Source organism: Mesorhizobium sp. WSM4807 (genome assembly GCF_055811615.1).
The window spans coordinates 1-19103 of sequence record NZ_JBVVQY010000052.1 but is presented as its reverse complement, the minus strand read 5'-3'; the positions used below and the strand labels follow the sequence as shown (position 1 = coordinate 19103).

20 protein-coding genes, 2 tRNA genes and 1 pseudogene are annotated in these 19103 nt (G+C 62.1%); 7 read left to right on the top strand and 16 right to left on the bottom strand.

The genetic code is table 11. The features are described 5' to 3' along the window. Positions 1-213: 213 nt before the first annotated feature. The 4 genes from AC0L3N_RS32195 to AC0L3N_RS32180 form a co-directional block, all read right to left on the bottom strand. Complete coding sequence (locus AC0L3N_RS32195; protein ID WP_473486754.1) at positions 214-423, bottom strand: hypothetical protein; 210 nt, start codon at positions 421-423, stop codon at positions 214-216. 124 nt (positions 424-547) lie between these two features. Next, entirely contained in the window at positions 548-832 is a 285-nt protein-coding gene (locus AC0L3N_RS32190; RefSeq protein WP_473551608.1) for a DUF982 domain-containing protein, read from the bottom strand. A 562-nt stretch (positions 833-1394) separates the two neighbouring features. Continuing rightward, positions 1395-1471: transfer RNA gene (locus AC0L3N_RS32185), tRNA-Arg, on the bottom strand. A gap of 62 nt (positions 1472-1533) precedes the next feature. Then, positions 1534-1839: an ETC complex I subunit gene (locus tag AC0L3N_RS32180; protein WP_473551611.1), complete on the bottom strand. Its 306-nt coding sequence runs from the start codon at positions 1837-1839 to the stop codon at positions 1534-1536. Positions 1840-2105: 266 nt separating this feature from the next. Here AC0L3N_RS32180 and AC0L3N_RS32175 point away from each other — a divergent pair, with 266 nt between their 5' ends. Both AC0L3N_RS32175 and AC0L3N_RS32170 read left to right on the top strand, forming a co-directional pair. Then, complete coding sequence (locus AC0L3N_RS32175; protein ID WP_473551607.1) at positions 2106-2321, top strand: hypothetical protein; 216 nt, start codon at positions 2106-2108, stop codon at positions 2319-2321. 940 nt (positions 2322-3261) lie between these two features. Next, a tRNA-Pro gene (locus AC0L3N_RS32170) sits at positions 3262-3338 on the top strand. Between the two features lie 132 nt (positions 3339-3470). On the opposite strand, the gene AC0L3N_RS32165 is transcribed toward AC0L3N_RS32170, so the two are convergent. Beyond that, on the bottom strand, positions 3471-4298 hold the full coding sequence (locus AC0L3N_RS32165) for an alpha/beta fold hydrolase (RefSeq protein ID WP_473527997.1): 828 nt from the start codon (positions 4296-4298) through the stop codon (positions 3471-3473). Positions 4299-4425: 127 nt separating this feature from the next. On the opposite strand from AC0L3N_RS32165, the gene AC0L3N_RS32160 reads away from it, so the two are divergent. Next, positions 4426-5427: a GlxA family transcriptional regulator gene (locus tag AC0L3N_RS32160; RefSeq protein ID WP_473551605.1), complete on the top strand. Its 1002-nt coding sequence runs from the start codon at positions 4426-4428 to the stop codon at positions 5425-5427. 345 nt (positions 5428-5772) lie between these two features. Here the strand turns inward: AC0L3N_RS32160 and AC0L3N_RS32155 are convergent, their stop codons facing one another. Continuing rightward, positions 5773-6696 carry a LysR family transcriptional regulator gene (locus AC0L3N_RS32155; RefSeq protein ID WP_473551604.1) on the bottom strand — a complete coding sequence of 308 codons (924 nt, stop codon included), beginning with the start codon at positions 6694-6696 and terminating at the stop codon, positions 5773-5775. A gap of 101 nt (positions 6697-6797) precedes the next feature. Here AC0L3N_RS32155 and AC0L3N_RS32150 point away from each other — a divergent pair, with 101 nt between their 5' ends. Further along, positions 6798-7559 carry an SDR family NAD(P)-dependent oxidoreductase gene (locus AC0L3N_RS32150; protein ID WP_123151297.1) on the top strand — a complete coding sequence of 254 codons (762 nt, stop codon included), beginning with the start codon at positions 6798-6800 and terminating at the stop codon, positions 7557-7559. Positions 7560-7588: 29 nt separating this feature from the next. Here AC0L3N_RS32150 and AC0L3N_RS32145 read toward each other — a convergent pair whose 3' ends face one another. The 4 genes from AC0L3N_RS32145 to AC0L3N_RS32130 all read right to left on the bottom strand — a co-directional run bounded on the left by AC0L3N_RS32145 (position 7589) and on the right by AC0L3N_RS32130 (position 11199). Continuing rightward, positions 7589-7885: a type II toxin-antitoxin system Phd/YefM family antitoxin gene (locus AC0L3N_RS32145; protein ID WP_473551603.1), complete on the bottom strand. Its 297-nt coding sequence runs from the start codon at positions 7883-7885 to the stop codon at positions 7589-7591. 875 nt (positions 7886-8760) lie between these two features. Beyond that, positions 8761-9465, bottom strand: coding sequence for a DnaA regulatory inactivator HdaA (gene hdaA, locus AC0L3N_RS32140; protein WP_473551610.1), 705 nt, complete (start codon positions 9463-9465; stop codon positions 8761-8763). 5 nt (positions 9466-9470) lie between these two features. After that, positions 9471-10670 carry an AI-2E family transporter gene (locus tag AC0L3N_RS32135; protein ID WP_473551601.1) on the bottom strand — a complete coding sequence of 400 codons (1200 nt, stop codon included), beginning with the start codon at positions 10668-10670 and terminating at the stop codon, positions 9471-9473. After that, positions 10642-11199: a CDP-alcohol phosphatidyltransferase family protein gene (locus AC0L3N_RS32130; RefSeq protein WP_123151303.1), complete on the bottom strand. Its 558-nt coding sequence runs from the start codon at positions 11197-11199 to the stop codon at positions 10642-10644. Before AC0L3N_RS32130 ends, AC0L3N_RS32135 begins: the two co-directional genes overlap by 29 nt. Before the next feature lie 262 nt (positions 11200-11461). Here AC0L3N_RS32130 and purM point away from each other — a divergent pair, with 262 nt between their 5' ends. From purM to AC0L3N_RS32115, 3 genes are read left to right on the top strand one after another with little or no spacing between them, the layout of a single operon-like run. After that, the gene (gene purM, locus AC0L3N_RS32125) at positions 11462-12526 is read left to right on the top strand and encodes a phosphoribosylformylglycinamidine cyclo-ligase (RefSeq protein ID WP_123151294.1); all 1065 of its coding nucleotides are present in this window, start codon (positions 11462-11464) and stop codon (positions 12524-12526) included. Then, a complete protein-coding gene (gene purN / locus AC0L3N_RS32120; RefSeq protein ID WP_292214547.1) occupies positions 12523-13233 on the top strand; it encodes a phosphoribosylglycinamide formyltransferase in 711 nt (236 codons plus the stop codon). Before purM ends, purN begins: the two co-directional genes overlap by 4 nt. Before the next feature lie 16 nt (positions 13234-13249). Next, positions 13250-13774, top strand: a complete 525-nt coding sequence (locus AC0L3N_RS32115) for a SixA phosphatase family protein (RefSeq protein ID WP_123151292.1) — start codon at positions 13250-13252, stop codon at positions 13772-13774. A 79-nt stretch (positions 13775-13853) separates the two neighbouring features. Here the strand turns inward: AC0L3N_RS32115 and AC0L3N_RS32110 are convergent, their stop codons facing one another. The 6 genes and pseudogenes from AC0L3N_RS32110 to AC0L3N_RS32085 all read right to left on the bottom strand — a co-directional run. Then, the gene (locus AC0L3N_RS32110; RefSeq protein ID WP_473551600.1) at positions 13854-14117 is read right to left on the bottom strand and encodes a DUF680 domain-containing protein; all 264 of its coding nucleotides are present in this window, start codon (positions 14115-14117) and stop codon (positions 13854-13856) included. 358 nt (positions 14118-14475) lie between these two features. Beyond that, positions 14476-15174, bottom strand: coding sequence for a DUF2270 domain-containing protein (locus AC0L3N_RS32105; protein WP_123151302.1), 699 nt, complete (start codon positions 15172-15174; stop codon positions 14476-14478). A gap of 57 nt (positions 15175-15231) precedes the next feature. Next, positions 15232-17340 (bottom strand): molybdopterin-containing oxidoreductase family protein, encoded by a 2109-nt coding sequence (locus tag AC0L3N_RS32100; RefSeq protein ID WP_473551598.1) that lies wholly within the window; start codon positions 17338-17340, stop codon positions 15232-15234. A 110-nt stretch (positions 17341-17450) separates the two neighbouring features. Next, entirely contained in the window at positions 17451-18170 is a 720-nt protein-coding gene (locus AC0L3N_RS32095; protein ID WP_473551597.1) for a cytochrome c biogenesis CcdA family protein, read from the bottom strand. A 9-nt stretch (positions 18171-18179) separates the two neighbouring features. Continuing rightward, entirely contained in the window at positions 18180-18572 is a 393-nt protein-coding gene (locus AC0L3N_RS32090; RefSeq protein ID WP_123151288.1) for a thioredoxin family protein, read from the bottom strand. Positions 18573-18755: 183 nt separating this feature from the next. Then, a pseudogene (locus AC0L3N_RS32085) lies at positions 18756-18973 on the bottom strand (molybdopterin oxidoreductase family protein); the annotation flags it as partial. Positions 18974-19103 lie beyond the last annotated feature (130 nt).

Here is a 19103-nt window from a genome sequence, read left to right as displayed (position 1 = left end):
CACCCCCACCCCCCCCCCCGCGCGGTTGTCCCATACGCACGAAAAACCCCCCCCCCCCCCTGGGGGGGGGGGGGGCGGCCCGCCCCCCCCCCCCCCCGGGGGGGGGGGGGGGGGGTGTGCCCGGATCGTAGGAAATCCTACGCGCGCCGGCCGCGTCGCGTCTACCAACCGGCGGTTGGAAGGGTCAACTCGGTTAGCTTGCTTTACCCGGGCCTACCGCCCCAGCGCTTGTTTCGAAACCGACAGAAGTTCTTCTTCGTCCACCACTCCGGCCATGTAGTTGGCAATAATTCGGGACGCGAGCGCCTCACGTCGATGCGCAGATTCACTGTCAATCTTCAACCGCTCGAACACCCGCGCCAGTAGGGCCAGTTCGGTCGGGTTGAAGACACCCGCATGCTCGGCTTTTCCACCAATCGGCATGACAAACCCCCTTCGCCCAGAGATTTTGTTCGTGCGTCATTATCATACACCAAAAAACCGCACCCCGTTGCAGAATCGCGAGATGCGCCCCTCGCGGAAGATCTGCGAGCGGGCGAGGGCGACCTCACATCAGATCTTCAGCAACCCCGTCGAATTTCTTGAGGCCTTCGCTTGGAGGCTTCTGCTTATGAAGTCCCTGTTCCGTTGCAGCCGCCTCGAAAGCGGCGAACGCAGCTTGGTGACTGCAATGCCCGGCCAGGCATTCCTCGATCATTCGGATTGCTTCAAGTCGGGACGGCTTGTCCATGAATGGCCATGGTTGCTGAAGGGCTTTCGCAGCGTCGGCTATCGACGCGACCACCACCGGCGTGTGATTCAGGTAGATTGTAATCGGGACAAACGCCGTCATTTTTGTCGCTCACCAGGATCGAAGGCGGTTAAACGCGAAGACATGGCGGTGGTTGCATGAACGTGCATCGTGAGTTCAGAGCGGCGCTGCCCGACGCGATCGAGGCTCAACACGCCTTGCTCGGTGCCAACACGCAGGGGTTGCACGTCCGACGAGCCTTGATCGTATCGGTGCCATGAACGAAGAAGCCCGCGCCCCACGGAGGGGAAGGACGCGGGCTGATCGGAGGGGACAATCCGATCTCGCAGCATTCCTATGTGCACAGGAAATATTACTGCAGGAGGCGAACGTCTTGCGCGTGCCAGTGTTCCATACGGAAACAAAAAGTCCGCCGCACCTAAAGCGCGACGGGGCGATCAAGCGATCATCGAGCGCGGGGTGGGTCGGGATTTGCCCGGTTCGCGAATCGTGAAAAATGATAGGCTGCCGGCTGCGTCGCGTCTGCCGACCCGACGCGGAGCATTTCGAGCATTGCCACTAGACAATCCTTCGGGCCGAAAGTGTTACCCATGTCTCCGGTATAAACCGTAACCTATGTGTCCAGAATGGACCTTGAAAATACTGGCGATCCCGACAGGATTCGAACCTGTGACCATCGGCTTAGAAGGCCGGTGCTCTATCCAGCTGAGCTACGGGACCGCTGGGCCGACGCCAAGGGCCGGCTGAGTTATGCGCTGGGACGGCTGCCCGGCATTTGCCGGTCAATGTGTCCAGGGCGTCTTGCGGTCATAGCGGAAATTTTCCGCATAGGAAATCTGGCGGCGCTTGGATTCCTTCGGCTCCTCAACACGGTAGGCCAGCCCCTCTTTCTCCGCATAGGCCACCGCCTCTTCCCGGGTATCGAAGGTGAGCCTGATCTGGCTCCGCATGTCACCCGACGTGGTATAGCCCATCAGCGGATCGATTTTCTTGCGCATCTCGGGATCGAATTCCAGCACCCAGTGGCCGTTCTTGGCCTTGCCGGACTGCATCGCGGTTTTGGCTGGGCTGAAAATGCGCGCGGACATGGACACCTCGTTGCTACGTGCAAGCGGCACCGCCGCTGTATTCCCGTCATTACTGCGCAATGCCGCCGGCGGCAAGGCCGCTGCCTGCCGTACCCCTTCGGTACGGCGGGCCACCGACGATGATCGCGCGAGGGTTCACGGCAAAAGAACCCATCCCCTCAATCAGCCTGAGCAGTTTGCTACAACGCAGAACTAACAAGGAGCGGCCACCGCTGTGGACGTTCGCCGGCCTGACCTTGCTAGCAGGCGGGCCTGCGGTTCTCGGCATGCGGCTCGGCAGCCTGGCCTATGCGCCGCAATTGTCGGCGCTGGCGCTTGCCATCGGCGCCGGGACGATCCTGCAGGTCATCGTCGAGGTCGGCGCCTATCTGATGCGCCGCAGCCAGAAGGGTCTCGATGCCTTCTTCACGCCGCCGGTCCTGGGTGGGCTGGCGGCCGGCGTCGCCTTCATGTATGCGACGGCCGCCTTGGTGAAGGTCTGACCGGACAGCAACCTGGGCGCCGAGACGGCGCTACGAAACCGTTGCGCTGGACCCGGCTGGCTGCATTTCCGGCCCCGCTCTCGGCCCGGGCCTACCGTTTGTTCCGTTCTCGTCTTTTCAAGGGGTTGCGCAGCCAAGCCCGCAACCTATAGCCCGCAAGGACTCGGGCCGCGGTAATCAGCTCTTAGCGGGAGCTGCTGACGAGCACGTTGTGTCGGGCGCCCAAGGCGCTTGGCCAATCCCGAAGCAAATCGTTCTCGTCTCGCTTTGGGACAAGGGGATTGGCATCTGAATTGCTACATCTGAATTGCTAATTGAGACTCGCCAGCCACAGCGCTTGCGAAGGGGACGGAAATGGGCTTAGCCGAAGACTTGTCTGATGTTGCGCTCACATTCGAATGTCCGGATTGCTCGCATCCGGCGGTAAGGAAGGGCTCCGCGCTAAAAACGATCGCGCACTTCAGATGCGACGGGTGCAACGCCAAGGTGCGGATCACTTATCCGCAGAAGCTAGCGATCTTTGAAAAGCACAAGCTATTGACCGCCAGAGCGGCGTTGCGATTGGCTAGCTAAGCCTTTCCCAGGTTGTCGGTCGCGCGGATTTCGATGAGAACAAAGATGCAGAATTCTGAGGATGATATCGTTGGTGACGGGCTGAGGATCGCTCAATTCAAGCAGCTTTCTTGCTGGCGAAGCGATTGATGTTCCAAGCACCGCCGCCGGTTGACGCGCCGCCGACTAGTTGAACGCGAGCCGGTAGCGCCAGAGGGCGACAAGGCGCGGCTACTTCATTTTTCTATCCATGAGGAGCGCGATGAACAGCCGTGGGACTTTTGGTGGACTTTTCGTGCAACTCCCTGTCACTGTATTGCGTTCGTTCCGTTTTTGTCGTTTCGGGGGTTGCCTTCCAAAGCCCGGAACCCTATAGCCCGCAAGGACTCGGAGTGTAGCGCAGCCTGGTAGCGCATCTGGTTTGGGACCAGAGGGTCGGGAGTTCGAATCTCTCCACTCCGACCATTCATTCACACCGCGACGAGCAGCAGCCGTGCCGGCGCAGCTGCGCCGGACAGCATCTGCGACGGACGAAGCACCCCAGCGACCGACGGGCGGCCCGTATTTCCGGGCGTGCCCGCCTGAAGCTGCGAGGCGTCAGCCTTGGATGAACGCCAGGAGATCCGGATTGATGATCTCCGGGTGGGTGGTGCACATGCCGTGCGGAAGGCCCTTGTAGACCTTGAGCGTGCCGTGCTTCACCAGCTTGGCTGCAAGCAGAGCGGAGTCGGCAATCGGCACGATCTGGTCGTCATCGCCGTGCATGATCAGGACAGGCACGTCGAGCTTCTTCAGGTCCTCCGTAAAGTCGGTCTCGGAAAAAGCCTCGATGCAGTCGTAATGGGCCTTGGCTCCGCCCATCATGCCCTGGCGCCACCAGTTGTCGACAGCCCCTTGCGAGACCTTGGCGCCCTCGCGATTGAAGCCGTAGAACGGGCCGGCCGGCACGTCCCTGTAGAACTGGGCGCGGTTGGCGACCAAAGCGGCACGGAAGCCGTCGAAGACCTCGATCGGCAGGCCGCCGGGGTTACTGTCGGTCTTGAGCATGATCGGCGGCACCGCGCCGATCAGCACCGCCTTGGCGACGCGTCCCTCGCCACCGTAGCGGGCAACGTAACGCGCCACCTCGCCGCCGCCGGTCGAGTGGCCGATATGGACGGCGTTCTTGAGATCAAGGTGAGCGACCAGAGCCGCGAGATCGGCGGCATAGGTGTCCATCTCGTTACCGGTTGCCGTCTGTGTCGAGCGACCGTGCCCGCGCCGGTCATGCGCGATCACGCGATAGCCCTTGTCGAGGAAGAACAGCATCTGGTTGTCCCAGTCGTCGGCGCTGAGCGGCCAGCCGTGATGGAACACGATTGGCTGCCCTGTGCCCCAATCCTTGTAGAAGATCTCGGTGCCGTCCTTGGTGGTGAATGTGCTCATCGTCGTACTCCTTGATGTGGTTGGCTGAATGGTTGGGGGAAGGTTCGTTCCTTCTGTGGACAAGCTATTGCAACGGAGTCATGGTGAGGATTGGCAAAACAGACATTGTACATGGCAAAACTGACAAATGATTGCGGCGCGTGATCCGGTCGAAATCGGCCTCGTTGTATATCCTGGCGTTCAGGGAGCGGCCGTTCTTGGGCTGACCGATCTCTTCCAGCTGGCCAACCGGCTGGCTGCCGAACGGTCGCCGGACGTGCTGAGGCTTCGTGTCAGCCATTGGCAGTTGCAAGAGGCGAGCCAAACCGTCATCCGCACCTTCGACAGCGAGCCCGGCCCCGGTCATGGACCTGCCATGGTCATCTTGCCTCCGACCCTGGGTGATCCGATTCCGCGCGAGGCCGCCGCGCCCTATGCCGACTGGCTCAGGGCCCGCCATGCGGCGGGCGCGACGCTCGGCTCGGTCTGCGCCGGCGCCTTCGTGCTTGCCGAGACCGGTCTGCTGTCGGGTCGTGCGGCGACCACGCACTGGGCCTATCGCGACGCGCTGGCGATACGCTTCCCCGACATCGTGCTGGATGCGGACAAGCTGGTCATCGACGATGGCGACATTCTCACCGCCGGCGGCTACATGGCCTGGACCGATCTCGGCCTGAAGCTCGTCGACAGGGTGCTCGGGCCGACCGTGATGATAGAAACCGCCCGCTTCATGCTGGTGGACCCGCCGGGGCGCGAGCAACGCTTCTATAGCCCCTTTGCTCCCAGGCTGAGCCATCGCGACGAAGCTATCCTCAAAGTGCAGCACTGGCTCCAGGCGAGAGGCGCGCGCGATGTGACGCTTGCCACCATGGCGGAGCATGCGGCCTTGGAGGAGCGGACCTTTTTGCGCCGCTTTCGCAACGCCACCGGCCTCAAGCCGACCGAGTATTGCCAGCACCTGCGCGTCGGCAAGGCGCGTGAGATGCTGGAAGCGACGACCCGATCCATAGACCAGATCGCCTGGGATGTCGGCTATGACGATCCTGGCTCCTTCCGCAAAGTTTTCGCCAGGATAACCGGCCTGGTGCCCGGCGATTACCGCAGGCGCTTCGGCGTGGAACGGGCGGCGCCGCCGGACGGTGGGATCTGAACGTGGCGGCAGTGGCGGCACTGCCCGACGGCTGCGCGAGGCGATCGGACTGAAACGGAAGCGCGGGTGAGCCAATGACTGACCGATCAATCACGAGTTGCGACGAATGCGGCAGCACATATTTCGTCGAAAGCAGCGCAATGACCAGCCTTTGTGCTGAATGCGCGTTTCATCTCTATGGATGCCCGCCTGCGAACATCAGTTCGAAAACGGCCGATGCACAGGCTGCGGGTGGAATGGCTCTCGGTCAAAATCTATCGCCGACATTATCTCGTGGGAGAGCTCATAGGCGGGAGCGTCGACCTCGTAGCATTGTCGCGCGCATCTGGCGCAGACAACCCATGTTTAACGAGCGCTTTCGACGAGACGATTTGCCTGTCCCTCAACCTGAGCGCCAAATTCTGCAATGGCAAACGAAATGATGCTGCTTAGGCGTGGCGCCATGCGTCGGTCACGGTGGTAGATGAGAGACATGGGCCGTTCATTCAGGTGCCAATCCGGGAAAAGCCGGACGAGAAGGCCAGCGCGTATATCCGAAGTCAGCAGTATGGATGGTTGCATAATCACGCCCAACCCAGCACGCGCAGCCATGCGGACAGCCTGACCACTATTGACGGTGATCGAGATTTTGGGAGCGACTTCGACCAGATCCTTGCCTTTCGATAGCCTCCAGGGCGACCGGGCTGCAGGGGTAAAGCCGATGGCTTCGTGGACGGAAAGCTCGCGAGGATGATCCGGGGCGCCCATGCGGGCAAGGTAATCCGGTGCAGCACAAATCATCATTCGATAGGGAGCAAGGTGACGAGCAATAAGGCGGCTATCCGGCAACGCTCCAATGCGAAACGCGATGTCGAAGCCTTCTTCCACGATATCGACATTGCGGTCGGTCAACGTGATATCCAGCGTCACGTCAGGGGCAATGTCGCGATAACGCTGCAAAGCTGGCATTAAAACCTCCGTCCCAAAAGTCGTCGGCGCTGTGATCCTCAGTTGCCCGCGAGGTTTCGTCTGAGATGCCTCTGCGTCCTGATCCGCAACAGCCACACGATCCAGGATGTCCCGGCACTGCTCGACATAGCTCGTGCCAAAATCCGTCAAGCTCTGACGGCGGGTGGTCCTATTCAGAAGGCGTGTGCCGAGCCGCTCCTCCAGCGCGGCCACATGTTGCCCCACCATCGCTGGCGATATGCCGAGTTTTGCCGAAGCAGCGCTCATTGAGCCCTCTTGGACCGTCGCGACAAAAACCTGCATGGAGCGAAAAAGAGCCATTCGATACCTCTGCTTTCAAATGAATAAGCGTTTTGCCGAATTATCATGAGATAGCACAGGAATTACGCTGCCATGTTGCAATTCACCGAAGGAACAAAGACATGGCACAAACCAGATTCATGGGCAAAACGGTTCTAGTTACGGGTGCGGGAACGGGTATGGGGCGGGCCGCTGCCCTTCGGCTGGCTGACGAAGGTGCACAGATTGCCCTTGTCGGACGCCGTTACGATCCGATCAGCCAATTGCAGTCGGACATCGAGGCAGCAGGCGGCAACGCAGTCGCGATTGCTTGCGATATTGCTGACAACGATGCAGTCGCGGCGACTGTAGGGAAGATAATTGAACGCTTCGGGAGACTGGATGCCGTATTCGCCAATGCCGGAATTTTGGGCGACTTCAAACAATTGGCAGTGACCGACGCGGATGATTTCGACGTGTTGATCGGCACCAACCTTCGGGGGACGTTCTTTACGATCAAGCATTGCCTGCCGTTTCTGGAAGGCGGCAGCATACTCATCAACGCCTCCTGGACGGCGGGCGCAGTGATGCCGGGGGCCGGGGCTTACGCGAGTACAAAGGGCGCATTGCTTGCCATGATGCGTACGTTCGCGGTCGAGCAAGGCCCTCGGAACATCCGGATCAATGCCATCAATCCGGGTATCATTCTGACCCCGATGGCGGATGATGTCATAGACCCTGTTTTTGCCAAGCGCCTAGCCGCCCACACGCCCCTCCGCCGTAACGGCGTATCAGAAGATATCGCAGGTACAGTTGCTTGGTTACTTTCAGACGATGCAAACTTCGTCACGGGGCAAGAGATCACTGTCGATGGTGGGTACACTATCGGGGGTCTCCGGCCGTAGGTTGATCCAACCGGCATCCGTTCCCTGACCTAATCCAGGATCGCACCTTGAAGAACGCTTTCGATATAGGTCTTCGAAAAGTCATCAGCGCCGTAGAGGAAATCCTGGCTTCGCGCGGCGGATGGCCCGGCCTTTGCCTTTTCGGCGCCGGATGCCCGCATCGCCTCCAGCAATGCCCGGCGGCTTTTCCTGTCCGGCATCGCCTTGATGGCAACCAGGCGCACGGCCGCATGACCGTGACGGGTCAGAATGACTTCGTCACCTGCCTCGGCACGACGCACCAATTCTGTCAGCTGTCCCTTGGCGTCTGTAATGGATACCTGCATCGGCCCCTCTTCTATGGACCATCCTCTGGTCCATATTTACGAGGAAAATAGACCATTCAACGGTCCATTATAACGGCCAAGACGGCGCGGTACTGCGATTGTCCGTGAGCGCTGTTGCCAGTGCCGTATACGCGACTGGCCACCCCTCATTGAAGGCAAGCTCGCCGGGAAGAGAACCCCAACCGCCTCAACTCCCGGCGAGCCTACAACCTGATTTGATACGCAATCAGGACCGGGGTTAGCCGGCAAGGCTGACGTTGCAAGATGGATGCCAGTCATCGTTTCCCGAAATGGGACACCGGCAGGGGTGGTCATTTTCCGCATTCGACCAATCGGTGTTCGACTTTGACGTAGCGTCCGGCGTCGTGTCATCCTGCGGGAACGGCGGGACGCCGATGTGAGGCGGGGCAAGTAGAATGAATGCTTCCTACCCTGGTGAAGAGGCAACAGCCGAACAGGTATTGGGACTCGCAAGCGAATTCAGAAATGCAGCGATCCGCCTGCTGGAACATCGACGCAAGGGTAACGCGCTTTCCCTGGTGCCCTGCCGTTTCACCGCCCTTCACGCAATCGAACTCTACCTCAATGCCCATCTCCTGCTGACTGGTTCTGATCATAAGGCGTTGCGTGGCCTGCAGCACGATTTTGCGACACGTACCGCAAAGGCGATCGCCTCGGGACTGGTCCTGCGGAAACGCACGGCACACCATCTGTCCCAACTTACTGGAAACCGAGAATATTTAGTGACGCGATACGGTCCAGAGATGACCACCGCCCTGTCGCAAATCAACAGGCTGATAGCGACCTTAAATGAAGTTGCGGCGAAAGTGGAAGAGCCTGCGGCCCTCCGAGGCAGCGCCAAAGCCCACTGCAGTCTAAATCTCGAACTCGCCCTGCCCCTCATCCATGGCGCTGACGGTTTCGGCGGCGAGCGCCCTCGTGATCGGCGTCTTGCGCTCGAGCGCGGTGCGATCCAGCCGCTCCACCACCCGCATCGCGGTGGCCAGCGAGCGCTCAATGCGGCGCACCAAATATTGCACGACGTGCGGCTCGACCTCGACCTGGCGGTCGGCGAACAGTTTGGTGATGACGCCGGCCAGCAAGTGATCGTCGGGCTCGTGGATCTCGACCGTCGCCGCCGCCTTCAGCCGCGAAGCGAGGTCCGGAAGCCTGACGCCCCAGGCGGACGGAAAGCGCCGCGCGGTCAGCAGCAAGGTCGAGCCGGCCCCGCGCACCGCGTTGATCAGATGGAACAGCCCCTCTTCATCGACCGGACCGGCATCGACATCGTCGATTAGGGCCGGCCGCGCGCCGAGGCTGGCTATGCAGTCGCCGATCCGCCCGGCGTCGACTTTCACTGCGCCGGCGCGGGCGCGCCAGATCGAGGCCAGGTGGGTTTTTCCAGAGCCCGCCGGACCGGCGAGCACAACCACCGGCGACGGCCAGTCCGGCCAGCGATCGACCAGCGACACCGCCTGGCTGTTGGTGCCGGAGACGACGAGCTCGTCGCGCGAATAGCCGGTGCCGTGGCCGAGATCGAGCGGCAACTGGCGCGGCGGGTCGATCTTGTTGTCCGGCATCTGGCTCAACGGCGCGGTCCACCGCTCCCGCGGCGACGCGCCGGCAGCGGCGGGACAGGTTCGGTACTGTGGCCCTTGTAGAGCGGCGACTCCAGGTATCGAGCGATGGCAAAACGCACCAGAACGGCAACCGCAGCCGAGGCCGGCACGGCGATCAGCAAGCCGACGAAGCCGAACAGCGCGCCGAAGGCAAACAGCGAAAACATCAGCCACACCGGATGCAGGCCGACGCTCTTGCCGACCAGCCTCGGCTGCAGGATGTTGCCCTCGATGAACTGGCCGACGAAGAACACGCCGGCCACCGCCGCGACCATGGTCCAGTCCGGCCAGAACTGAACGAAGGCGACGCCGACGGCCAGCACCAGCCCGGTCAGCGAGCCGACATAGGGAATAAAGGAGATCAGCCCGGCGAACAGGCCGATGAGGATGCCGAAATTCAGGCCGGTCAAGGTCAGGCCGGTGGCGTACATGGCGCCCAACACCAGGCACAGCGTGCCCTGGCCGCGCACAAAGCCGGCGGTGGCGGTGTTGATGTCGTTGGCGATTGCCCTGACGGTCTGGACATAGTCGCGCGGCACCCAGCTGTCGACGATCGCCACCATGCGGTCCCAGTCGAGCAGCATGTAGAAGGCGACGACGGGCGTAACGACGAACAGGCTGACCACCGACACCAGCGCCACGCCGGAGCTCCAGATCGAGGTGAACACCGTGGTCAGGAGGCCGAAGCCGGAGGTCAGCAGCGAGTTCAACCCTTCGCGCAGGCCATTGGCGTCGACGCCGAATTGCTCTTCCAGCCATCTCGGATCGAAGCTGGTGATCAGGCTCTGCAGCCGGGTCAGGTATTCCGGCAGCTTGCTGGCGAAATCGGCCATCTGCGAAGCCAACACCGGAATGAGGATGACGAAGGCCAGCACCAGAACGACGATGAAGGCAAACAGGATGACAATCGTCGCCATCAGCCTGGACAGGCCGAGCCGCTGCAGCCGGTCGGCGACCGGGTCGAGGAAGTAGGCTAGCACCATGCCGGCGACGAACGGCAGCAGGATGCCGCTGAAGACATAGAGGAAGATCGCGAGGATGATGGCGCTGATCAGCCAGAAGCGGATTTGGCGGCGAAACACGCCGGACGCGGCAGCATCGGCGGCCGCAGCCTCGGCTGCCGCGTCGATGTCCTGGTCAGGTGTCCGGTGTGGAGCCTTCGCCATAGCCGCTCATATGCCTCAGCCAAGCCACGAGATAGGCCGCGGCCGAAGCCACGGTCAAGACCCCGGACAGCAATATGAGCACCGGCCTGAGCGGATCGAGATCGAGGGCGAGGGCCAGTTCGCCCAGCACCACCGCCGCCAGCCCGATCTGGATGGCAGTGTTGGCCTTCGACACGAACAGCGGCTTCATCTCGACCGGATGGGCCATGACGGTTGACAGAACGACGGCGCAGACGATCAGTGCATCGCGCGACACCATGGTGACGACCAGCCACAGCGGCAATTCACCGATGAAGCCCAGCACCACAAACACCGAGACCAGCAGCAATTTGTCGGCCATCGGATCGAGATAGGCGCCAAGCTGGGAAAACTGATTGAAATGGCGGGCAATGAAGCCGTCGACGCCGTCGGAAATGCCGGCAATCAGGAAGCCGGCAAAAGCCCAGTCCCAGCGCGCCTGCAGCATGGCCAGCACCACGCCCGGCACCAGCACGAAACGCATGATCGTGATCATGTTGGGGATGGTCAAACGCATATCCCGTCGCTTCTGTTTTGATGATACATGATGGAGATGGGAGGCTAGGGCAAGTGAGAGCGACGCAGAAGCTGCCAATCTCGCCCCTTGTGGAGGAGAGATTGGCTGTGTTCAAGGCTTTCGCCAATCGCCAATGTTGGAGATTTGCCTGAAGCCTCTGTCCACTCTTTTGTGATGCCGAAAGTGCCTGAGCCAGCCGTTATCCTTGCGAGGCGCAGCCGTTCATGCGAAGAGCCCCGGAAAGCAGGAAAGAGTGATGAGCAAGCGCAAGAACGGGCTCACCTATGCCGAGGCGGGTGTCGACATCGATGCCGGCAATCTCATGGTCGAGAAGATCAAGCCGCTGGTGCGCGCGACGCGGCGGCCGGGCGCCGATGGCGAGATCGGCGGCTTTGGCGGCCTGTTCGACCTCAAGGCCGCCGGCTTCATCGACCCGGTGCTGGTCGCCGCCAACGACGGCGTCGGCACCAAGCTGAAGATCGCCATCGATGCCGGCAAGCACGACACGATCGGCATCGACCTCGTCGCCATGTGCGTCAACGACATCGTCGTGCAGGGCGCAGAGCCATTGTTCTTCCTCGACTATTTCGCCACCGGCAAGCTCGACCCCGACCAGGGTGCGGCGATCGTTGGCGGCATCGCCGAGGGCTGCCGGCAGGCCGGATGCGCGCTGATCGGCGGCGAGACGGCGGAAATGCCCGGCATGTATCACGGCAACGACTACGACCTTGCCGGCTTTGCCGTGGGCGCGGCCGAACGCGGCCAACTGCTGCCGACCGACGACATCGTCGAGGGCGACGTGCTGTTGGGACTGGCCTCGTCGGGGCTGCATTCAAATGGCTTTTCGCTGGTCCGCCGCATCGTCGCCACCAGCGGCCTTGCGTGGACCGATCCAGCGCCCTTCAACGATGAAGCCACGCTAGCCGAGGCGCTGCTCGAGCCGACCCGCATCTACGTCAAGTCGATCCTCAAGGCGATCCGTAACACGCATGGCATCAAGGCGCTGGCCCATATCACCGGCGGCGGTTTCCCAGAAAATATCCCGCGCGTCCTGCCCAAGGATTTTTCCGCCGAGCTCGACCTCGACGCCATCGAAGTGCCGGCGGTGTTCTCATGGCTGGCGAAGACCGGCGGCGTGGCGCCCGAAGAGATGATGCGCACCTTCAACTGCGGCGTCGGCATGATCCTCGCCGTCGCCTCCGGCCAGGCGGCACAGGTCGCGGCCGTGCTGCAGGAGGCCGGTGAGAGCGTGACGCCGATCGGCCGCATCGTGCCGCGCCGCAACGCCGGCGTGATCTATCGGGGCTCGATCGGCCTATGAGCGCGCGCAAACGCACCGTGGTGCTGATTTCGGGACGCGGCTCCAACATGACGGCGCTGATTGCCGCGGCCAGCAACCCGGACTATCCGGCCGAGATCGTCGGCGTCATTTCCGACCGGGCCAATGCCGCCGGTCTCGGTATCGCGGCGGCGCGCGGCATCGCCACCAAGGTGATTTCGCGAGCGGACTATAGCAGCAAGGAAGCGCATGACGGGGCGATCGACGCCGCACTTGTCTCGTTCGGCGCCGAGATCGTGGCGCTGGCCGGTTACATGCGCATCCTCGGCGCGCGCTTCGTCGAGAAATGGCTGGGACGAATGATCAATATCCACCCTGCCCTGTTGCCGGCCTTCAAGGGGCTGGATACGCATGCGCGAGCTATCCGCGCGGGCATCCGCATCCATGGCTGCACGGTGCATTTCGTCACGCTGGACATGGATGACGGCCCGATCATCGCCCAGGCCGCCGTGCCGGTGATGGTCGGCGACAATGAGGATACGCTCGCCGCGCGCGTGCTGAAGGCCGAGCACCGGCTTTATCCGCTGGCGCTCGGGCTGGTCGCCGAAGGCAAGGCACGGATGGAAGGCGGCCGCACCGTGCTGGCCCACTTCGCCGACGATGCCGACAACAGCACCTCCGTGGTGATGGCGCCCGATCCGCTGCGCGAGGAGACCGACCTCGAGCATCTGGCGCGCATCACGCCATGAGCAGGACAAGGCTGGCATGACGACAACGAAGCAACTCCTTCTTCTGCGTCATGCCAAGTCGAGCTGGGACGATCCTGACCTTATCGACTTCGACCGGCCGCTTTCCGGGCGCGGGCTGAAGGCCGCGCCGCTGGTCGGGCGCGAACTGGCCAGGCAGGGCTGGCTGCCGGACCTGGCGCTGGTGTCGCCCGCGTTGCGCACCCGCGACACATGGCGGCTGGTCTCGGCGGAATTGCCGGCGAAAACGCCGGCCAAATTTGTCCAGGCGCTCTACGAGGCCGGTGCGGCAGACATTCTCGCCAAGGTACGGCAGGCAAAAGCGGCAACAAGCAGCCTTTTGGTGATTGGCCATAATCCCGGCCTGGAGGAATTCGCGCGCCGGCTTGCGGGCGCCGGATCGGATGCCGCGGCACTCAAAAAGCTTGAAGAGAAATTCCCGACGGCAGCCCTGGCCCGCTTCGTTTTCGACGGTGACTGGGCACGGCTGGCCCTCGGCGATGCGCGGCTGACACACTGCGTTTGGCCGAAGGACCTGCGCTAAACGAGGGCTGTGACTTGATATGCAAAAGCAAGAACGGCGGGCCAAGCCCGCCGCTCTTTGAGTTCCGAAGCTTGAGGATTTAGCGGCCCCAGTTGCCCCGGCCGGACTGAGGCACGACCGGTTCAGTCGTGCCGGGCTGGGTCGTCGCGTTGGTATTGACGGTATTGTGCTCGGCTGTAAACGGCTTGCGGATCGAACCCGTGAACATATTGTCGACAACAGGCGCATTGCCAACAGGCGCGGCCGGCTGGTTGACGCCGTCCGAACCATAATGGTCGCTGCCGGCAAAGGCGCTGCCCGTGGCAATGAGGATGGCGGCAGCGGTGAGAGCAATCTTGGTCATTTCAGGTACTCCAGTACTTTCATACTTTCAGTATTGTTGTCCGTCTCGTGGCGTGCCTTGGGAGGATTTCGCGTCGCTCGGACCACCCCGAGGTGGGTTGGCCATGCGGCAGTTTCCAATCACAAAGATGTTCCGGCCACGCCCTGAACCGGGTGCTTGAAATCCGCTAAAAGGCTTCCTTCGCCACAATCTTTGAACTTCTTCTCAATGCTTTAGGCGAATACGTCTGCCGCGCGGCCTGGCCATTTGCTGAGCCGACGTTCACTCTGTCTTGCACAATGCGTCAACAAAAACGAACCGATCGGTTCGATTTCCTGCACAAATGAAATCGCAGATCCGCCGGTTTTGCGCTGCCGCTCTAGACGTGCACGTCACCAAAGGAGAGTTCGCCCTCGTCGCCGGCGGTCAGGAACGCCGTGACCAGCAGGCCGGCATAGAAGGCGGCGACCAGCACGACGATGACCACGCCGGGAATGGGCCCCAGGGCCGCGCCGGCAACGGCCTCGCGCACCGAACTGACGAAGTCGATGCGGACACCTTCGGTTAAAAGACTGGGGGTCGACAGTTTGAGGATCCAGGCCAGCAGCAAGATCAGCAGCATGTGGATGTAGTTTCGACGCAGACGGCGCGCCAACGCCGCTCGTTGCGAAATGAGGAATTTTGGAGCGCGCAGGCTTTCGCCGACGACCAACAGCCAATCGGACGCGAAGTCCGGCTGTGGCGAGAATATCTGCGCGAAATAGTGCCGTTCGAACTGGCGCACACGGGCCCGGTAAACGTCGAAGAAGCGATATCGCCGCGCTTCTATCCACAGCAGCAACAGGACAAGCAGCATAGCAAAAAGCAGCACGCCGTGATGCGCGCTGGCTGTCGAAAGCGAGATGGACAACATCGCCGCAACGACCGTTATCGCCCAATTGCTCGTCCGGTCCAGGCGGTCGCGCCACCCCGTCATGCGCAGAATCTCGGCGCGATGAAAGTGCGACATCGTGGTCACGAGTTCGCCGGGCGAAAGCGTTCTTCCAATGGGGTCCGGCGCTGCCAACGCTTCTGCCATCACCATGTCTCCACCCGCCACGCAAAAACGGCTGGATGGATATATCGTTCCGAAGCGTCAATTGGCCGGGCGCAGCCAGACCTTGTTGTCGTGGAACGCAGCACCGCCATAGGGCGCCGGCGCGTCGGCACCGGTCAGGACGTTGATGCCCTCGCCGCGCTCGTGGGCGCTGTTGGGCCAGATGCCTTCGGCGACCACGACGCCGCGCTTGATGCCGTCGAACAATCTTGCATGCAGAACGACTTCGCCGCGCACATTGCCGATCTCGACCCGGTCGCCATTGTCCAGCCCATAGGCTGCAGCATCGTCCGGATGCAAAAGCAGTTCCGGGCGGCCCTCCTTGGCCTTCGACACCGGCGTCTCCGAAAAAGTCGAGTTGAGGAAATTGCGCGCCGGCGAGGTGGTCAGCCGGAACGGATGCGCCGCATCCGCCACCTCGATCAGGTCGACGTGGTCGGGGAATTCCGGCAGGCTTGCCACCGGCCCCAACAGGCCCATGCTTTTCGGCGGCCGGTTGGGCGCCGCCTGCCCGATCCAGTCGGCGCGGAAGCGGAATTTTCCGTCCGCGTGGCCGAAGCCATCGACAAAATGCGCCGCCTCGAAGTCCGGCTGCAAATCGACCCATTTTTCTCGCCTGAGGCTCGCAAAACTACCCAGGCCGCGCTTGCCCAAAATGATGTCGATGTGCTGCTGCTCGGTCATGCCGAAGCCAGGCTTGTCGCCAACACCGAGCCTTTTACCGAGTTCCTCGATGACGAAATGGTTGCTGCGCGGCCCTTCCGGCGGGTCGATCAGCTTCGGACCGAGCGTGATGTGCTGGTTGCCGCCGCCTTTGTAGACATCGTCATGCTCTAAAAACATCGTCGCCGGCAGCACGACATCGGCGAGTTTTGCGGTGTCGGTCATGAACTGTTCGTGCACGCAGGAAAACAGGTAGTCGCGCAGAAAACCCTGCTTCACCAGCCGCTGCTCCGGCGCAACATTGACCGGATTGGTGTTCTGGATCAGCAGCGCGGTCACCGGCGGGCCGCCATAGAGCGCGTCCGCCGCCCCGGTCAGCACCGGGCCGATGCGCGAATGGTCGAGGTGGCGGATCGCGGGGTCGCGCATCCGCGTGCCTTCCAGCAGTTCCTGGTTCAGCTTGAAGATGCCCGAATTGGAATGGAAGGCGCCGCCGCCCTCATATTGCCAGCAGCCGGTGACCGCGGCGATCGAGGCCGCGGCGTGCATGTTGACCGAGCCGTTGCGCTGGCGCGAGAAGCCGTAGCCGAGGCGGAAATAAGTCTTCTTCGTCGTGCCGACGAGGCGAGCAAAGGTCTCGATCTCGTCGACCGAAAGCCCGGTGATATCAGCCGCCCATTGCGGCGTCCTCGTCTGAAGATGCGCTTCCAGACCGTGCGGGTCGTCGGTGTATTTTTCCAAATAGGCGCGGTCGGCCATGCCGTCACGGAACAGCACATGCATCACCGCGCAGGCCAGCGCGCCATCGGTGCCGGGCTTCAGCATCAGGCCGAGATCGGCCTGCTTCATCGTCGCGTTTTCATAAACGTCGATGACGACGATCTTGGCGCCGCGTTCCTTGCGCGCCTTGATCGCGTGGGTCATTACGTTGACCTGAGTGACCACGGCATTGGTGCCCCAGATCACCACGCAGTCGGACTTGGCCATCTCGCGCGGGTCGGGACCGCGCAGCGCGCCGGCGCCCATCATCCAGCCGGTCCAGGCCAGATTGGTGCAGATTGAACCGAAGAAGCCGGAGTATTTTTTCGCGTGGCGCAGCCGCTCGATGCCGTCGCGCTGCACCAGCCCCATCGTGCCGGCATAGTAATATGGCCAGACCGTCTCCGAGCCGTATTTTGCCTCGGCCGCGATGAACTTTTCGGCGACGAGGTCGAGTGCGGCCTCCCAGCTCGCTTCCTTCCAAAGGCCCTCACCCTTGGCGCCGGCACGGATCAGCGGCTTCAGCAAGCGGTCGGGATGATGGACGCGGTCGGCGTAACGGGCAACCTTGGCGCAGATGACGCCGGATGTGTAGGTGTTGGCCCTGGCGCCATGGACGCGGCCGATGCGCTTGCTGTCGAGCAGCTCGACCTCGAGCGCGCAGGTTGACGGGCAATCATGCGGACAGGCCGAATGGCCGATCCTGAGCTTGGCGTGCTGATTCATGGGAGCAGACTAGTCGGTTGCGAAAGCGGCGTGTAGGGCCAGATGCAGCGCTAACTTGCTTCTCCTTGCTGAGGCAAGCTGAAAATCTGGCGACCGCCAGCGCGGAGCCGTTAGAACTGCGTCGTCAACGCCGTCAGCCACTCGGGCGAAGCGTTGACGAGTGCGGTTTCCAACGCCTTGTCGAACCCAGACAGAATCGCGGCGGCGGTCATCACCAGCAAGACGCCTAACGCGACCTTCAGCCCGCTGCCGGCGCCGGCGATGTGGCTGCGCCAACTCAGCAAGGTCTCGCGGGACAGTAGTCCGAGGATCAGCAACGGCACGGCAGCACCGAGACCAAACAGGACCATGGTGACCCCAACCTGGCCAAGGTCTTGGCCCTGCGCTGCAAGGACGGAAGCGGCACCGAGAGTCGGGCCAACGCAAGGGCTCCACACCGCGCCGAGCAGCAGACCGACGCCGAACTGCCCCCAAAGGCCAACGGAGGAAAAGGCGCCAAACCGCTGCTCGACCCAGTTGCCGGCCGGACCGGCCGCAAGCGCGATATGCGCCTGGAATGCCGGCACGATCAATATCGTGCCGAGGACGAGCATCAGAACTGCGGCGGCGCTGCGAAAGACACCGCCGTCAAGCCCGACGGAGAACCCGATCGTGGCGACGAAAAGCCCTATGGCCGTGAAGGACATGGCAAGTCCTGCGGCCAGCGCGATGGGGCCATAGCGATGCTGACTGACGGCAGCACCGAGCACGACCGGGATCAGCGGCAGCACGCATGGCGACAGCGTCGACAGCACCCCGGCCAGGAACGAAAATATGAAGCCGAGTAGCATCGCCGCCGCTCAGATCGTTTTATCAAGCAATTGCTTGATGGCATCCGCCTTGGTCACGCCAACAAGCCGACCGACTTCCGTTGCGCCCTTGAAGGTGATCAGCGTGCTCTGCATCCGCGCACCAAGAGCCCGAACAACCTCTTTTTGGGAATCGAAATCGACTTCGAAAACGGCCAGGTTTGCGTGCTCGGGCGCAGGCAGCAACTGGCCGAGCACCCGCTTCTGCGCCTTGCAGATCGGACACCAGCTGGCGGTGATCTCGACCAGGATCGGCTTGCCTGCCTTTTGCGCCTCTTCGAAGGCCTGCCGTGTGTAGGCCATGCGGCTGGCAGCCAGCGCCGGAGCCGAGGCGAGGCCCGATATTGCGGTCAGGCCGATGAGGAAGGTGCGACGGTCTAGCATTTCTTGACTCCTGAAGGTGTCGGCGGGCAAGTAATCCCGCAATGGCGGACATGAGGATACGGTCCGTTGTTCGCGCCAGCGACGGCGAACGTTACAGGCTCGCGGTAATGTTACCGAGGCCGCCCTTCGCTTGTGTCCACGTGCATTCGACGCCGTCAGCAGCCATCAGGTTGCTCACGCCAAGCGCACCAGTGGCTTCAGCAAGCGCTCGGGATGATGGACGCGGCGGCGTAACGGGCGACCTTGGCGCAGATGACGCCTGATGTATACGTATTGGCCTTGGCGCCGTGGACGGGGCCGATGCGCTTGTTGTCGAGCAGCTCGACCTCGAGCGCGCAGGTCGACGGGCAATCATGCGGACAGGCCGAATGGCCGATTCTGAGGTTGGGTTGGTGATTCATGAGGCCAAACTAGCCGTTTATGGCGGCGGCGTGTAGGGCCAGATGGGCCTTCCCAGGGCTACGAACTCGGGTTAACGCACTTTAGGGATTGCGGTTGATCTGATTCCATGGGGCTTCGATGATTCGGAGC

Excerpts from the sequence above, each read along its gene's own strand:
- hdaA (WP_473551610.1), bottom strand. The coding sequence starts at position 9,465 with ATGCCGGACAACAAGATCGACCCGCCGCGCCAGTTGCCGCTCGATCTC.
- AC0L3N_RS32195 (WP_473486754.1), bottom strand. The coding sequence starts at position 423 with ATGCCGATTGGTGGAAAAGCCGAGCATGCGGGTGTCTTCAACCCGACC.
- AC0L3N_RS32145 (WP_473551603.1), bottom strand. The coding sequence starts at position 7,885 with ATGCAGGTATCCATTACAGACGCCAAGGGACAGCTGACAGAATTGGTG.
- AC0L3N_RS32160 (WP_473551605.1), top strand. The coding sequence starts at position 4,426 with ATGATTGCGGCGCGTGATCCGGTCGAAATCGGCCTCGTTGTATATCCT.
- AC0L3N_RS32100 (WP_473551598.1), bottom strand. The coding sequence starts at position 17,340 with ATGAATCAGCACGCCAAGCTCAGGATCGGCCATTCGGCCTGTCCGCAT.
- AC0L3N_RS32180 (WP_473551611.1), bottom strand. The coding sequence starts at position 1,839 with ATGTCCGCGCGCATTTTCAGCCCAGCCAAAACCGCGATGCAGTCCGGC.
- AC0L3N_RS32190 (WP_473551608.1), bottom strand. The coding sequence starts at position 832 with ATGACGGCGTTTGTCCCGATTACAATCTACCTGAATCACACGCCGGTG.
- AC0L3N_RS32165 (WP_473527997.1), bottom strand. The coding sequence starts at position 4,298 with ATGAGCACATTCACCACCAAGGACGGCACCGAGATCTTCTACAAGGAT.
- AC0L3N_RS32175 (WP_473551607.1), top strand. The coding sequence starts at position 2,106 with ATGCGGCTCGGCAGCCTGGCCTATGCGCCGCAATTGTCGGCGCTGGCG.
- AC0L3N_RS32150 (WP_123151297.1), top strand. The coding sequence starts at position 6,798 with ATGGCACAAACCAGATTCATGGGCAAAACGGTTCTAGTTACGGGTGCG.
- AC0L3N_RS32110 (WP_473551600.1), bottom strand. The coding sequence starts at position 14,117 with ATGACCAAGATTGCTCTCACCGCTGCCGCCATCCTCATTGCCACGGGC.
- purN (WP_292214547.1), top strand. The coding sequence starts at position 12,523 with ATGAGCGCGCGCAAACGCACCGTGGTGCTGATTTCGGGACGCGGCTCC.
- AC0L3N_RS32105 (WP_123151302.1), bottom strand. The coding sequence starts at position 15,174 with ATGGCAGAAGCGTTGGCAGCGCCGGACCCCATTGGAAGAACGCTTTCG.
- AC0L3N_RS32115 (WP_123151292.1), top strand. The coding sequence starts at position 13,250 with ATGACGACAACGAAGCAACTCCTTCTTCTGCGTCATGCCAAGTCGAGC.
- AC0L3N_RS32155 (WP_473551604.1), bottom strand. The coding sequence starts at position 6,696 with ATGGCTCTTTTTCGCTCCATGCAGGTTTTTGTCGCGACGGTCCAAGAG.
- AC0L3N_RS32135 (WP_473551601.1), bottom strand. The coding sequence starts at position 10,670 with ATGGCGAAGGCTCCACACCGGACACCTGACCAGGACATCGACGCGGCA.
- AC0L3N_RS32095 (WP_473551597.1), bottom strand. The coding sequence starts at position 18,170 with ATGCTACTCGGCTTCATATTTTCGTTCCTGGCCGGGGTGCTGTCGACG.
- purM (WP_123151294.1), top strand. The coding sequence starts at position 11,462 with ATGAGCAAGCGCAAGAACGGGCTCACCTATGCCGAGGCGGGTGTCGAC.
- AC0L3N_RS32090 (WP_123151288.1), bottom strand. The coding sequence starts at position 18,572 with ATGCTAGACCGTCGCACCTTCCTCATCGGCCTGACCGCAATATCGGGC.